Below are 15,848 nucleotides of genomic sequence, written 5' to 3'. Positions count from 1 at the left end.
TTCGGCACCGTGAATCTACGGCCGACAAATTCCGTCATCCTAAAGGCAAGTCACCGTTTGTTGACAGCGCTTGGCGGTTCAGGCTGAATTGGTCTTGGGCAAATGGCGCTGACGCAGCGAAACGACTGCGTAGCGACTGGACACAAGATGCGACAAGGCGGTCAGGAAGAGCCGCCGGTTGCATCGGGAGGATGCGCGGCGATGCTGGATTTCGTTCAGCAGCTGGTCAGCGGTGTTGCGCTCGGCTGCGTCTACGGCCTGATCGCGCTCGGCTTCGTGCTCGTCTACAAGGCTACCGAGGTCGTCAATTTCGCCCAGGGCGATCTGATGATGCTCGGCGGCTTCTTCGCCTTCACCTTCATCGGCATGATGGGCCTGAACTACTGGATCGGCTTTGCCGGTGCGGTGGCCGCCATGGCACTGTTCGGCATGCTGGCCGAGCGCGTGGTGGTCCGGCCGATCCTCGGCTATCCGCAGTTCTCCATCATCATGGCGACGATCGGGCTCGGCTATTTCCTGCGCTCGATCGCCGGCATGATCTGGGGCACCGACGATCTGAAGATCGAGACGCCGTTCAGCCAGGGCGTGCTGCGCATGGGCTCGCTGGTGCTCGCCTACGACAAGCTCTCGGTGATCGCGGCGACGATGATCCTGTGCACGCTGCTCTGGCTGTTCTTCAACAAGACCACGCTCGGCACCGCGATGCGCGCCAGCTCCGAGAACATGCTGGCGGCCTATTATATGGGCATTCCGGTCAAGCGCGTGGTGTCGATCGTCTGGGCCATCAGCGCGGCGGTCGCGACCTGCGCCGGCGTGCTGCTGGCGCCGATCACCTTCATTCACTCCAATGTCGGCCTCGTGCTCGGCCTGAAGGCGTTTCCGGCCGCCGTGCTCGGTGGCTTCGGCTCGATCCCGGGCGCAGTCGTTGGTGGCGTGCTGATCGGCGTCATCGAGAGCATGGCCGGCTTTTATTTGCCCGAAGGCTGGAAGGACGTCGCGCCCTACATCGTGCTGCTCACCGTGCTGCTCCTGAAGCCTGAAGGCCTGTTCGGCCTCCACGTCCGCAAGAAGGTCTGAACGCCATGCGCTTCCTGTTCAAGACCGACTATGAAGACGACATCAAGCTGTTTCCGCATTCGGGCTACGCCGTCACCTATGGCATCCTGGTCGCGCTGCTGCTGATCGCGCCCTATGTGCTCTCCAGCTACCTGATGAGCCAGCTCGTCTTCGTCTGCATCTATGCGACCGTCGGCGTGGCGCTGCTGATCCTCACCGGGTTCACCGGCCAGGCCTCGCTCGGCCACGCCGCGTTCCTCGCGATCGGGGCCTATACCGCGGCCTATTTGCAGAAATACAACGTGCCGTTCCCGGTCTACTTCCTCGCCGCGGGAGCCTTGACCGGCATCATCGGCGCGATGGTCGGTTTTCCCGCCCTGCGCCTGACCGGCATTTACCTCGTCATCGCCACCATCTCCTTTGCCTTGATCGTGGAGGAGGTCCTGGCGCGCTGGGAGAGCGTCACCAACGGCAACGAGGGCATGCGGATCAAGACGTTGTCGCTGCTCGGCGTCACGGTCCCGCGTGACAGCCCGGCCTTCTATTTCCTCTGTCTTGCCGTGCTGGTGCTGACCATCGTCGGCACGCTCAACCTGTTGCGTTCGCCGACGGGGCGCGCCTTCGTCGCGATCCGCGACTCCGAGACGGCGGCGCGCAGCATGGGCGTCAACGTCGCGCTCTACAAGGTCAAGTCCTTTGCGATCTCGGCAGCGATCACCGGCCTTGCCGGCGTGCTGTTCGCGCATAAGCTCTCCTTCATCTCGCCGGAGATGTTCACGCTGCAGCTCTCGATCGAATTCATCATCGTGATCCTGATCGGCGGCGCCTTCAGCCTGCACGGCGCGGTGCTGGGCGCGATCTTCATCGTCATGATCGATCCGTTCCTGACTTACCTCAAGGACGACATGCCCGGCATCATCGCCGGCATCACCGCGACATTTGGTGCGAGCCCGACGACTGCGGGCAACGTCCAGTCAAAAGTCGCGGCCTTCGCCTCGCTCAACGGCCTGAAAGGCGCGATCTACGGCATCATCATCGTGCTGTTCGTGCTGTTCGAGCCGCTCGGGCTCTACGGCCGCTGGCTCAAGATCAAGCTCTTCTTCCAGCTGTTTCCGCTCTACAAGCGCGCCACCTTCAAGCGGCAGAAGATTTACGTGAAGTCGGAGCGCAACCGATGAGCTATTTTCGCGCCGAGAACCTGTCGCTGCATTTTGGGGGCCTCAAGGCCGTCGATGCGGTCTCGTTCGCGGTGGAGAAGGGCGAGATCCTCTCGATCATCGGTCCCAACGGCGCCGGCAAGAGCTCGATCTTCAACCTGATCTCGCGGATCTACCGGCCGACCTCGGGCCGCATCTTCTTCGAGGACCAGGACATCACGGAGCAGCCGCCCTACGACATCGCCAAGCTCGGCATCGCCCGCACCTTCCAGAACATCGAGCTGTTCGAGAACGCGACCGTGCTCTCCAACCTCCTGGTCGGCCGCCACCGCCATTCCACCACGCAGCTCTGGCAGGATCTGCTGTTCCTGCCGAGCGTGCGGGCCAACGAGAAGGTGCACCGGCGCCGGGTCGAGCAGGTCATCGAGTTCCTCGATCTCGAACCCTATCGCGACAAGCTGATCTCGGGCCTGCCGTACGGCGTGCGCAAGGTGATCGAGCTGGCGCGCGCGCTGTGCTCGGAGCCGAAGCTGATTCTGCTCGACGAGCCGTCCTCCGGCCTCAATGTCGAGGAGACCGACGACATGTCGTTCTGGATCCGCGACTTGAAGAACGAGCTCGGTGTCACCGTGCTGATGGTCGAGCACGACATGTCGCTGGTCAACCGCGTCTCCGATCGCGTCATCGCGCTGAACTACGGCCGGGTGCTCGCGATGGGCTCGCCGGCCGAGGTGCAGCAGCACCCCGACGTCGTCGCCGCGTATCTGGGAGCCTGAGGCGATGGATGTGACCGCGACACCCGAGACCATCCTGAAGCTCTCGAACATCGAGAGCTATTACGGGCCGATCATGGCAATCCGCGGCATCTCGCTGGAGGTGCCGCGCGGCCGCATCGTCACGCTGCTCGGGGCCAATGGCGCCGGCAAGACCACGGTGCTGAAGACCATCTCGGGCATCCTCGATCCGCAGAAGGGCGCGATCGAGTTCATGGGCAAGCCGATCCAGCGCATGGAAGCCGACAGGATCGTGCGACTCGGCCTCAGCCACGTGCCGGAGGGGCGCGAGGTCTTCCCGTTCCTCTCGGTGCGCGAGAACCTGATGATGGGCGCCTATCCGCGCCGGGATCGCGACGGCGTCGCGGAAGATCTGGAGCGCGTCTACGGCTATTTTCCGCGGCTGAAGGAGCGCATCGACCAACCGGCCGGTCAGCTCTCCGGCGGCGAGCAGCAGATGCTGGCGATCGGCCGCGCCCTGATGAACCGGCCGACGTTGTTGCTGCTCGACGAGCCGTCGCTCGGCCTGTCGCCGCTGCTGGTGAAGGAGATCTTCACCATCATCCGCCGCGTCAACGAGGAGCAGGGCATGTCGATCCTGCTGGTCGAGCAGAACGCCAAGGTGGCGCTGGAGACCGCGCATTACGGCTATGTGCTGGAGATCGGCCGGATCGTGATGAACGACACCTGCGACCGCTTGATGCATTCCCAGGACATCCAGGAATTTTACCTTGGCGCCAAAGAAGCGGGCGCCAGAGGCGAACGGCGCTGGAAAAAGAAGAAAACGTGGCGTTAGATGGAACAGCCCCTCCGTAAGACATAGACCGCCGGCAAGGCAGGCAGCGGAAGGGAAAGCGACAAGGAGGAGAGGCGCATGGCCCGACCGGCGGTGCTGACGGTCGCTGATACGATCGCGAAGAGCTTTCTGCGCGCCGTCGAGACGCGGGGCGACAGGCCGGCGATCCGCGAGAAGAAATTCGGCATCTGGCAGCCGACGAGCTGGCGCCAATGGCTGGAGATCTCAAAGGAAGTCGCCTACGCGCTTCGCGCGATCGGCTTCATGCCCGGCGACGTCGGCTCCATCATCGCCAATGCCGTGCCCGAATGGGTCCATGCCGACATGGGCATCCTGTGCGCCGGTGGCGTCTCCTCCGGCATCTATCCCACCGACGCATCCTCCCAGGTCGAATATCTCGTCAACGACTCCAGAACAAAGGTGATCTTCGTCGAGGACGAGGAGCAGCTCGACAAGGTCCTCGCCTGCCGGGCCCGCTGTCCTACCTTGCAGAAGATCATCGTGTTCGACATGGAGGGTCTCCGCGGCTTCTCCGACGACATGGTGATGTCGCTCGACGAGTTCCGCGCGCTCGGCTGCAACCACATGGTCGGCCGCGAGGCGCTGTGGCAGGAGATGATCGACAGCCGCAGCACCGGCGACCTCGCGATCCTCGTCTACACGTCGGGCACGACAGGGCCGCCCAAGGGGGCGATGCATGCCAACCGCAGCGTGACGCATCAGATGCGCCACGCCAACGATTTCATCCCGGCGCAGGAAGCCGAGGACCGGCTGATCTTTCTGCCGCTCTGCCACGTCGCCGAGCGCATCGGCGGCTACTACATCTCGGTCGCGCTCGGCTCGGTGATGAACTTTGCCGAGAGCCCGGAGACAGTGCCGGACAATTTGCGCGAGGTGCAGCCGACCGTTTTCCTCGCAGTGCCGCGCATCTGGGAAAAATTCTATTCCGCCATCACCATCGCGCTGAAGGATGCGACGCCGCTCCAGCAATGGGTCTATCGCCGCGCCATCGGTGTCGGCCACCGCATGGTCGATTGCCGGCTCGAGGGTAAGACGCCGCCGCTGTCGCTGCGCCTCGCCAACCGCCTCGCCTATCGCATCGCATTCCGCAACATCCGCCGCATGATCGGGCTCGACCGCTGCCGCATCGCCTTCACCGGCGCGGCGCCGATCGCCCCGGAGCTGATCCGCTGGTATCTCGCGCTCGGCATCGACATGCACGAGGTCTATGGCCAGACCGAGAATTGCGGGGTCGCCACCATGATGCCGGCGGAGCGGATCAAGCTCGGCTCGGTCGGCACGGCCGTGCCCTGGGGCGAGGTCGCGCTGTCGCCCGACGGCGAGATCCTGATCAAGGGCGACTTCCTGTTCATGGGCTACCTGAACCAGCCGGAGAAGACTGCCGAGACCATCGATCAACGCGGCTGGCTGCACACCGGCGACGTCGGCACCATCGACAATGAAGGCTTCGTCCGCATCACCGACCGGATGAAGGACATCATCATCACCTCGGGCGGCAAGAACATCACGCCCTCCGAGATCGAGAACCAGCTCAAATTCTCGCCCTACATCTCGGACGCCGTGGTGATCGGTGACAAGCGGCCGTATCTGACCTGCCTCGTGATGATCGACCAGGAGAACGTCGAGAAGTTCGCGCAGGACCACGACATTCCGTTCACCAATTATGCCAGCCTGTGCCGGGCGACGGAGATTCAGGACCTGATCTGGCGCGAGATCGAACAGGTCAACGGCAATTTCGCCCGGGTCGAGACCATCAAGAAGTTCTATTTGATCGAGCGCCAGCTCACCCCGGAGGACGAGGAACTGACGCCGACCATGAAGCTGAAGCGCGGCTTCGTGAACAAGCGTTACGCCGCGGAGATCGAGGCGATGTATCGCCAGCGTGCGGTGGCGTGAGGCGCATGGCAGGAACGCCGTGCGCCAGGCGACGCTGAAATCAGCGAAGGAGCGATGGCCACGCCCTTCGCGCAACACGGGCCAGGGAGAGGAGATATCAATGTCGAAGTCGTTCAGGGCGTTCGGCCTTGCGGTGAGCGCAGTGGTGCTCACGCATCTGCCGGCCGCGGCGCAGACCAAGGTCACCAATGAAGGCATCTCGGCATCCGAGATCGTCATCGGCACTCACCAGGACCTGTCGGGTCCGATCAAGGGTTGGGGCGTCCCGGTCGCAAACGGTATGAAAATGGCGACCGAGGAGATCAATGCGTCCGGCGGAATCAATGGCCGCAAGATTCGACTGGTCGTCGAGGACAGCGGCTATGATCCGAAAAAGGCTGTGCTGGCTTCGCAAAAGCTGATCGAGCGTGACAAGATCTTCGCGATGGTGGGACCGATGGGATCACCGACAGTGCTCGCCGCGCAGGACATCCTGTTCGATGCCGGCGTCATGCAGCTCTTCCCGCTGACGGCGGCCGAGTTCACCTTCAAGTTCGATCCGGCCAAGCCGCAGGAGCGGCTGAAGTTCAACAACCTCTTGCCTTACGTCGAGAGCACGCGGGCCGCGCTGAAATACATGATGGAGTGGAAGGGCTTCAAGAAGCCCTGCATCATGCATCAAGACGACGAGTACGGTAAGAACGTGCTCGACGGCTTCAACCAGCAGCTCACCGCGATGAAGGTGCAGCCGGCGTCGATCACGAGCTATAAGCGCGGCGCCTCCGATTTCAGCGCGCAGATTGCCAAGATGAAGTCCGATGGCTGCGACCTCGTCCTGCTCGGCACTGTGCTCCGCGAGACCATAGGGGCGATGACCGAAGCCAAGAAGCTCGGCTGGGACGTCATCTTCCTCGGTGCGACACCGACCAACGTGATGGAGGTGCCGATGCTCGGCAAGGAAGCCGTCGAAGGTCTCTACGCCGCCAGCGGCTTCGAGATTCCTTACGAAGACACCGCCAAGGGCAAGGTCAAGGACTGGCTGGTCAACTACAAGAAGATGTTTGGCACCGACGCCAACACGCAGGCCATCATCGGCTACAACGCGGTGATGACGTTTGGGTTCTACGCGAACAAGGCGGGCAAGGATCTCACGGGTCAGAAGATGCTGGATGCGCTGGAGTCGGGCGACAAATTCCTCGACATCTTCAACTCGCCCCCGACCAAGTTCTCCAAGACCGACCACCTCGCCAACACCATCACCCAGGTACAGCAGGTCAAGGGCGGCCGCTGGGTGCTGGTGAAGGACAATCTGATGTTTTGATGCAGGGCGCCTCTCGCGGCGTGAACGGTGAACCCTCTCCCCTTGCGGGAGAGGGTGGCTTCGCGAAAGCGAAGCCGGGTGAGGGGTATCTTTCCTCACGGACAGTCTCGCGAATGGAGAGAACCCCTCATCCGGCGCTTCGCGCCACCTTCTCCCACAAGGGGAGAAGGAAGAAAGCGCAGCGCGAGGAGAAGAGCCCTACGATCCCCCACCCGCTGTCCCCGAGTTCACCGGGGCCAGCTCGTCCTCGCGACACCGCCAGCCATCGGCGGCTTTCACGAAAGCAAAAGTCCGCTGGATCCGCAGGCGGCGCGTGACGTTGAAGGCTTCTGCGGCGCGCTCCTTGTTGCTGGCTCCCGGCTGCGGACGACCGGTCCTGGCATCCCAGCAGGTGCCGGTGCAGGTGGAGGCGATCTTGCTGCACATGGTGAAGGGCGCCAGCACGGCCATCTCGATCTCGCCCGTGACCTGCGCCTCCTGCCCGGTCACCTGGCTGTCGAGCGCGTAGACGCGGTTGATGCGGAGGAAATTTCCACACGAATTGGCGGCGTGAATCCGCGCGGCGCAGAAGTCGATCGCGTCGGTGTCGGGCGAGCGGGCCGCGACCTGCCGGCCGAACACCTTCTTGGGGTCGCCTTTCGCGGCGCGAATCTCATCGGTCTTGCGCTTCAAATGGTCGGCGAGACAGTCCTCCGCGGACTCCAGCTCCAGGAGCGGCACGTTCTCCTTGCCGACCAGATTGCATTTGCGGTCGCGCTCTCGCGTCCACCTTCCATATTCGGCGAAGGCAAAGCGCGCTGCGGTCGGGTCCAGCTTGCCGATCAGGCCGAGCACTTGGCTGTTCAACTCGGTTTCGACAAGTGCCAGCGCCGGGTCCGCGCAGATCAGCGCGCCCGCCGCGGTGTTGGCGGCGAGACAGTCGAAATCCGGATCGCGAACGATCGCGGCGCGCTCCTCGGTGACCTTGAGCAGGCACGCCTTCACCCGGTCGAAATCGTCGGCGCGGATCGCGGTCTGGCCGACGATGCCGCAGCTGAGGTTGCGCTGGCGGTTCCAGATCGCATTCTCCTCGATCGCGGGCAGGCGGGCGAGCCGTGCCTCGATCGCCGTGCTCAGCTTCTCGGCGGCGGCGGCAAGCTCGGAATCACCGCAGAACAATTGGTTGCCGGGATCGCGAATCTGCTGGCAGTTGTTCTTGGCGAACAGCGGCAGCCTGTCGGCGATGGAACGGTCGGATTGCGCGGAGGCTGGTGCCGCAAGCAACGCCAGCAGCGCAAGCACAGTCATCACGATGAACCGCATTCCAGTTGCCCCCGCATAGCCGCGGCCATGCTAGCAGTTCCGGATCGAGCGGCGAAATGGCTTTGTGATGGGGGAATGTAACCCGAGGTGCTGTAGCCTGGATGGAGCGAAGCGCAATCCGGGATTCGTGCAACAGACTGATAGCGGTCCCGGATTTCGCTGCGCTCCATCCGGGCTACGAGATGGATCAATGCGTCTTGGTGGCGACCATCGAGAACCGCACGGGTTCGTCGACATATTTCATCACGGCCGATTGGAAGAGCACGAACAGCGGTTGGTAGATCTGTGCAGCGTCGTCCTCGACCATCGCCATGCGACGGTTGTCGAGCATCAGCCACTGGCCATCGAGCCGTGCGGCGGCCACCGCATGCGCCTCGCCGGCGCGGGTGTCGCGCACCACGACGATGCGGAGGTCTTCGGCGGCAATGCCGGCGAGCCGCAGTGCGGCGAGCTTGGCAATGGCATAGTCTTCGCAATCGCCGGCGCCGCGCTGGAACGTCGCAAGCGGCGAACTCCAGACGTCGTCGGTGCCGTCATTGGCGGCCCGGATGGCGAGGTTGATGGCGCGGTTGGCCTCGCCCAGCCGCGCGCGGCCGTCGCGATCACGGGCCTGGTCGACGATGGCGAGTAGTTTCAGGGCCGCGGGCGATGCGCAATGGTCCCGGTCGCCGTCGCACAGCGCGAGCTGCACCATGTCGTCGTCGAGCTTGTCCTTCAGCGCGAGCCATTTCCGTTGCAGGCTGCCCGATGAGATGGCGAAGGCGAACACGCCGAACGGCTCGGCGGATTTGCGCACGAGGACGCCGGCGCCCGGCGACAGCAGCGTGCCGGCGCGAAGCTCGGCGACCGATCCGAGCAGGATCAATGCGCACAAGACAAGGATTGCGCGCCAAGCGCGCGAGCGAGCAGCGGTCTCCATCTGACATCCCCTTCCCAAGCTTCGCGAGATCCCCTCGATCTCGACGTGCCGGGCTTTGTTGCTTTCGCGGAAATAGTGCGAGATGGGCCGTTTTGTTCTGCTTAACGCGCCCGGCAGGGGTCCCGAAACCGGGGAACAGGCTGAAACGAGCCTGCCCAAATTGCATAAAATTTTACGAATCGGGGGCTAGGGGAAGCGCCGCCTGCCGCGAAATGGAGCCAATTGCAGGTATTGGTTGTGCGCTCGCTGATTCCGCCTCCCATGGCTAACGACCCCGATATTTCACGGGTTCTGTTAGTTGGGTCACAGATTTGGTTCCGTATTTGCCCCAGTGTGCTGCGGGGCACCACGAACAAAAGATGACACAAGTATTCGTCGCCAGATCTATACAATGGAATACGTGGGAGTGCCGGAAATGGGCTCAAACAAGCGAGATTATACTTCGAAATATTTCTCGAACTGCCCTGCTTCCTCCATGGAGACTTGGTCCGATGCAGCCGGCGATGGCTCGGTGACGCGAAATCACACAAGCAATAGATGGTTTCGCTAAGGACTTGGTAATGCTATGCAAGCTTAGGCGGTCGATACTTACTTAGATTTTAACCCTTTTTACGGTGCCCGATTGAATTACGCTGGCAAATTTGACGCCGCGATGTCCTTGGACGGCCAGGATTCCCGTTCGCTCGCTGATGGCCATGTCGATTTCTCTGCTGCCAAGCCCTTTATCGCCAAGGCGCATGGTCACGTGCCCGATGGCGCGTTCGTTGTTCCCGATCCCAACCTGATCTTCAACGGCGAGTTCAAGCGCGCAGGTCTCGACCTCGTGCTGTCCCATGAGGGTCATGAGTTCGTCGTTCACGATTATTTTAGGGGCGACAAGCGCGCAGCGATCGCCTCGCCCGATGGCGCCCACCTCACCGGCGACATAGTCAATGCGCTCACCGGCCATGTCCAATATGCGCAGGCCGCGCCCGGCGCTGCCGCGGCCCAGGTCATCGGTCACGTCACAAAACTCTCCGGCAGCGCGACCGCGATCCGCAATGGCGTTTCGGTCATCCTGAACAACGGCGACAATGTCGAGAAGGGCGACGTGGTCTCGACCGGCGCCGATTCGACGCTCGGCATCACCTTCATCGACGGCACCGTGTTCGGCCTGTCCTCCAATGCGCGGATGGTGCTGAACGAGATGGTCTATGACCCCAACGGGTCGAGCAACTCCTCGCTGCTGAGCCTGGTCGCGGGCACCATCACCTTCGTCGCTGGCGAGACCGCCAAGCACGGCGACATGAAGATCGACACGCCGGTCGCCACCATGGGCATCCGCGGCACCGCCGTGCTGACCCAGATCAATTTCGTCGTTCCCGCCGGCGGCGGCGATCCGCAGCCGCAGGCGAGCTTCCAGGTGCTGGTCGAGCCGAACGGCACCACGGGCTCCTACATCCTGTTCGACAAGGTCACGCTGCTGCCGATCGCGACGGTCAACCAGGCCGGCCAGATGATCCAGATCAGCGGCGGCAACGTCTCGATCAGCAATGCGCTGATGTCACCGGACGTGCAGAAGCTGATCACGGACGTGTTCACGCTGAAGTTCACCGACAACAACACCAACACCAAGCTGACCACGAACTTCACCGACACGATCACGCCGATCAGCCAGGACGTGGTGTTCAAGTCGGGGTCGGGCGCCATCGCGGTGGCGACATTCGTCAATCTCAATCCGCAGGGACAGGAGGCCCCCCACACCTCCACGCCCACGGCCACCCGTGTTCCCGGCCAACCGCTGGTGCAAAGCCTCGATTCCAGCGGCAACGTGAAGACGGCGTTCTCGGTGACCGAGCGCGCGGACACCACGGGCGACACGACGCATAACGACACGGTCTCCGGCCGGATCACCTTCGTCGATCAAAACCTCGGCGACCTGCCGACGGTGTCGGTGAGCCTCGCCGAGGCGCCGAACTACATCTACAAGAACGCCACCCAGCAGGACGTTACCGGCTCGCTCTCCGCGCTGCAGAAGCAGGACATCGCGGCGACGCAGATCCAGATCAACGTCGTTGCCGATGGCGGCAATAACAACAATGGCTCTGCGGTCTGGACCTACACGGTCCCCGATCACGTCTTCGACTTCCTCGCAGCCGGCGAAACGCTGACGCTGACCTACATGGTTCGCGTCGATACCAATTTCGCGGTGAACCCGGAGTCCAAGTTCATCCCGATCACCATCACGATCACGGGGACGAACGACAAGCCCACCGTCGCGACATCGGGTGGCACCGTCATCGAGAAGGTCGGGACCGGCAACGAGGCTCTGGACACCATCACGGGCACGGTCACGTTTGCCGACGTCGATCTGACGGACCGGCCGATCGTGAGCGCGGCGCTCTCGTCGACCCAGCCGTTCAAATATCTCGATGCCGAAGGCAACGATATCACCGCGACGCTGACGCCGGAGCAACGCGCCGCGATCGCAGCCGTCGAGGTGCCGCTGACCGTGGTGCAGGGCGCGGGAAACAGCAACAACGGCTCGGCCACCTGGACCTACAGCGTTCCCGACCATCTCTTCGATTTCCTCGCCGAAGGCGAGACGCTGACCCTCAATTATGTGGTGCAGGTCGATGACGGCCACGGCGGTGTGGTCAGCACGCCGATCACCGTGTCCATCAACGGAGCGGACGTCAATGTCGAGGGCACCAACGACCTGCCGACGATCGTCGAAGACTCCACGATCCCGACCGGCGCGGTGACGGAGGATGCGGCGAGCCTGACGGCCGAGGGTACCATTACCTTCAACGATCCTGATCTCACGGATACGCACAGCGCGAGCTTCGCCCTGAAGTCGACGACGTCGAGCGCGCATCTGCCCGGCTTCAGCGACGGCAGCTCGCATATCGGCACTTTCGCGCTTCTGCCGGTGAGTGAGAGCCCCGGCGTCAGCACGCGAGGATCGGTGGGCTGGACCTTCACGCTCGACGATAACGATCCGGTGCTCCAGTCGCTGGCCGAAGGCCAGACCATCACGCAGGTCTACACCGTTACCGTTGACGATCATCACGGCGGGACCGTCACCCAGGACGTCACGGTCACCATTACCGGGACCAACGATGCGCCGACCGTGACCAGCAGCGCCGCGGCGGCGACGGGCAAAGTCATCGAGGACACGGCTCTGTCGCTGTCGATCGACGGCACGCTGGCGATCCAGGATCTGGACCTGATCGACACCCATACGGCGCAGGCGGTGTTCAAGTCCTCGTCCTCGAGCGCGCATCTGCCGGGCTTTGTTGAGGGCGCCACGAATATCGGCACCTTCACGATCGATCCGGTGCTCGAATCCAACGCCGACACCAACAACGGCGCCACGCTGGGTTGGCACTTCACGCTCGACAACAGCAATGCGATGCTGCAGTCGCTGGCGGAAGGGCAGACTATCACCCAGGTCTACACCGTCACCTTCACTGACAATCACAATGCGGCGGTCACGCAGGACGTCACCGTCACCATCACGGGCGTCAACGATGCGCCAACCGTCACGAGCGATGCCTTGGCGGCAACGGGCGAGGTCACCGAGGACACCGGTCCGACATTGTCGATTGACGGCACACTGGCGATCCAGGACCTCGACCTGATCGACACTCATACCGCGCAGGCGGTGTTCAAGTCGTCGTTCGTCAGCTCGGCTCTGCCGGGGTTCGACGCCAACAGCACGAACATCGGCACGTTCACGATCGATCCGTCGGTGCTCGAATCCAGCACAGACACCAACAACGGCGCTGCGCTGGGCTGGCACTTCACGCTCGACAACAACGACGCGATGCTGCAATCGCTCGCGCAGGGCCAGACTATCACCCAGGTCTACACCGTCACGTTCGATGACCACCACGGCGGCACGGTCAGCCAGGACGTCACCGTCACGATCAACGGCGTCAACGACGCGCCGACGATCACGAGCGATGCTGCCGCGGCGACGGGCGCGGTCACCGAGGATGAGGGCTCGTCGCTGTCGGCATGCGGCACGTTGGCGATCCAGGACGTCGACCTGACCGACACCCATACGGCGCAGTGGTCGTTCAAATCGTCGTCCGTCAGCTCGGCGCTGCCGGGCTTCGAGGACGGCAGCACGAATATCGGCACCTTCACGATCGATCCGGTGTCCGAATCCGCTAGCGACACCAGCAACGGCGCGACGCTGGGCTGGCACTTCACGCTGGACAATAGCGATCCCGTGCTGCAGTCGCTGGCGGAGGGGCAGACCATCACCCAGGTCTACACCGTCACCTTTACCGACGATCACGGCGCGCAAGTCTCGCAGGACGTCACCGTCACGATCACCGGCACCAATGATGCGCCGGCCGTCTCCTATGTGACATCGAACTATATGAACTTCGACGGCCACACCATCGCGGTCGGCGACGTGCCGACGGTCGCCACCGATGACGTGACGCTGGACGGCTGGGTGAACTGGAGCGGGGCGGCGGATGCTGGCCACGGCCAGGTCCTGTTCTACAACGGCAACACCTCGACCACCGGCTTCGGTCTCCTTGGCACCGTCAACGCCGATGGCACTATGGAGCTGCAGATTCTCGCGGGCGGCGTCCAGATCGCCGATACCGGTGTGGCGCTCACCGCGTCGCAGTGGCACAACATCGCGCTGACCCGCGACAACGACACCTTCAAACTCTATCTGGACGGACACCTCGAATATTCGCAGTCATGGACGGTCAACCCGATCGACGGCAGTCCGTCGAATCCGTCGGCGTCCTACATGATGATCGGCGCCGCGAGCGAACCAGGCGCACCGGGCTTCGGGGCGGAGGGCTTCTTCGGCTCGATCGCCGATGTCAGCGTCTGGACCACCGCGCTCACGCAGACGCAGATCCAGTCGATCGATTTCACCGGCCTCGCCGGCAGCGAGGCGAATCTTGCCGCGTATTATCAGCTGGGCGACGGCAGCGGGACCACGGCCACCAATATGGTCAACTCCGCCCACAGCCTCGCAATCGAGGGCACTGCAGACTGGGCCAGCGGGACCTCCGGGCCGGGCGGCACCGTCGCCGATCTGATGGAAACCAATGCCGGCCAGCTTTCGCATGGCGTGCTGGCGGTCTCCGATGTCGACGCGATCGATCACGTCACGGTCTCGGTCAGCCAGGTGCAGGTCTCTCTCGACGGCGTGCCGCAAACCGGCGACGTCGGCGGGCTGTCGCATGCGGACCTTTTGAACTATCTCACCGTGCCGTCCGGCGACATCCTCGACGGCACGGCCAGCTACGCCCAGTTCACCTGGAATTTCAATTCGGGCAGCCAGGCCTTCGACTTCCTCGCCGCCGGCGAGACGCTGTCGCTGCAATACACGACCGTTCCGTCGGACGCCGAGGGCGCTGGTACGGGCGCAATCGTCACCGTCAACATCGCCGGCAGCAACGATGCGCCGACGCTCGCCGATCTCCACATCGGCCCGCTCTCGGACACGACCGCTGCCGACACCTTCTCCGATCTTACCGGTCAACTGGCCGGCACTGACGCGGATAGCGGCGAGACGGCGACGCTGACCTATGCCGTCCTGAACGCGGATCACCATGCCACGACGACGGTTGCGGGACTGTACGGTTCGCTGACGGTCAACCCGGACGGCAGCTACAGCTATGTTCCCAATGCAGCGGCCATCAACGCGCTGTCGGACGGGTCCTACGCGGATATTTTCACGGTCCAGACCACGGACGCGCATGGTGCCACCGGCACGGCAACGCTCACGGTAGACGTGACCGGCGCCGACGACGCCAGCGGCCCGGTCATCGACACCACGAGCTTCTACGTCTGGCACGCCAACGAGAGCAACACCGACTTCATAACCGGTCTCTCGGTCATCGACACCGATCCCGGCGCTGCGACGGATGAGTTCAAGATCACGGCCGTAACTGCACATGATCCGGACAGCAATGTCGCCCCGGGGACGGCGTGCGGCTCTCTCGACGACATCAACTTGGCCCTCGCGGATGGCGTCACCTATGATCCGGGCCAAACGCCGCCGGACAACGATCAGATCACGCTGACGGTGACGAACAAGACCACCGGCCTGTTCGATACCGTCCACTTCATCTTCAACGAGGCGGGGGACACCGGCCAAGGCGTCACTTTGGAAGGCACCGACGGCAAGGACGTCATCTTCGCGACCGACACGGGCGACACGCTGACCGGCGGCGCCGGCAAGGATCAGTTCGTGTTCTCGCCGGGCGTGCTGTACGACCAGAACGGGCAACCCGTCACCGACCTCTCGCACACCATCACCGATTTCACGACGGGGCTGGACAAGATCGACCTGCGGCAATTCTCGGACGTCAACTCCATTAGCAATCTCACCATCGTCCAGCAGGGCTCCGGCGACACGCTGATCACTTGGCATCAGCAGGTCACACAGCCTGAGGGCGCGCCGTTCACGGAGAACGAGTCGCTGCTGCTGAAGAACGTGATCGCGGCAAATCTCAAGGCCAGCGATTTCATCTTCCACATCACCTGATCTGCCCCGCCAGCCAGCGGGCAGCTTGACCGCGGCAAAAAATCCATAATCCTCAGCTGCCAGGGCATAGCAAATCGCGCGCGGACGCTCCATGATCGGTGCGCACGGCAGCAGGCG

The 15,848-nt window shown here is 63.2% G+C and carries 9 protein-coding genes; 7 read left to right on the top strand and 2 right to left on the bottom strand.

The window, feature by feature from the left end; translation table 11 throughout:
• Positions 1-201: 201 nt before the first annotated feature.
• The 6 genes from AAE027_RS17040 (at position 202) to AAE027_RS17015 (ending at position 6,999) form a co-directional block, all read left to right on the top strand.
• The gene (locus AAE027_RS17040) at positions 202-1,077 is read left to right on the top strand and encodes a branched-chain amino acid ABC transporter permease (RefSeq protein ID WP_091885368.1); all 876 of its coding nucleotides are present in this window, start codon (positions 202-204) and stop codon (positions 1,075-1,077) included.
• A gap of 5 nt (positions 1,078-1,082) precedes the next feature.
• Positions 1,083-2,234, top strand: coding sequence for a branched-chain amino acid ABC transporter permease (locus AAE027_RS17035; protein ID WP_091885371.1), 1,152 nt, complete (start codon positions 1,083-1,085; stop codon positions 2,232-2,234).
• A complete protein-coding gene (locus tag AAE027_RS17030) occupies positions 2,231-2,989 on the top strand; it encodes an ABC transporter ATP-binding protein (protein WP_091885373.1) in 759 nt (252 codons plus the stop codon). The genes AAE027_RS17035 and AAE027_RS17030 overlap by 4 nt, the downstream gene beginning before the upstream one ends.
• 4 nt (positions 2,990-2,993) lie before the next feature.
• Complete coding sequence (locus AAE027_RS17025; protein ID WP_370987859.1) at positions 2,994-3,782, top strand: ABC transporter ATP-binding protein; 789 nt, start codon at positions 2,994-2,996, stop codon at positions 3,780-3,782.
• Between the two features lie 78 nt (positions 3,783-3,860).
• The gene (locus AAE027_RS17020; RefSeq protein WP_370987860.1) at positions 3,861-5,699 is read left to right on the top strand and encodes an AMP-dependent synthetase/ligase; all 1,839 of its coding nucleotides are present in this window, start codon (positions 3,861-3,863) and stop codon (positions 5,697-5,699) included.
• A 100-nt stretch (positions 5,700-5,799) separates the two neighbouring features.
• A complete protein-coding gene (locus AAE027_RS17015; protein WP_370987861.1) occupies positions 5,800-6,999 on the top strand; it encodes an ABC transporter substrate-binding protein in 1,200 nt (399 codons plus the stop codon).
• 198 nt (positions 7,000-7,197) lie between these two features.
• Here AAE027_RS17015 and AAE027_RS17010 read toward each other — a convergent pair whose 3' ends face one another.
• Positions 7,198-8,301 (bottom strand): lysozyme inhibitor LprI family protein, encoded by a 1,104-nt coding sequence (locus AAE027_RS17010; RefSeq protein WP_370987863.1) that lies wholly within the window; start codon positions 8,299-8,301, stop codon positions 7,198-7,200.
• 187 nt (positions 8,302-8,488) lie between these two features.
• On the bottom strand, positions 8,489-9,220 hold the full coding sequence (locus AAE027_RS17005; protein ID WP_370987864.1) for a transglutaminase-like cysteine peptidase: 732 nt from the start codon (positions 9,218-9,220) through the stop codon (positions 8,489-8,491).
• A 622-nt stretch (positions 9,221-9,842) separates the two neighbouring features.
• On the opposite strand from AAE027_RS17005, the gene AAE027_RS17000 reads away from it, so the two are divergent.
• Entirely contained in the window at positions 9,843-15,731 is a 5,889-nt protein-coding gene (locus AAE027_RS17000) for a VCBS domain-containing protein (protein ID WP_479714225.1), read from the top strand.
• Positions 15,732-15,848 lie beyond the last annotated feature (117 nt).

Origin of the sequence: Bradyrhizobium sp. DN3, assembly GCF_041357655.1 — a bacterium.
Classification (GTDB): domain Bacteria; phylum Pseudomonadota; class Alphaproteobacteria; order Rhizobiales; family Xanthobacteraceae; genus Bradyrhizobium.
This window is presented reverse-complemented; position numbering and strand designations above follow the sequence as displayed.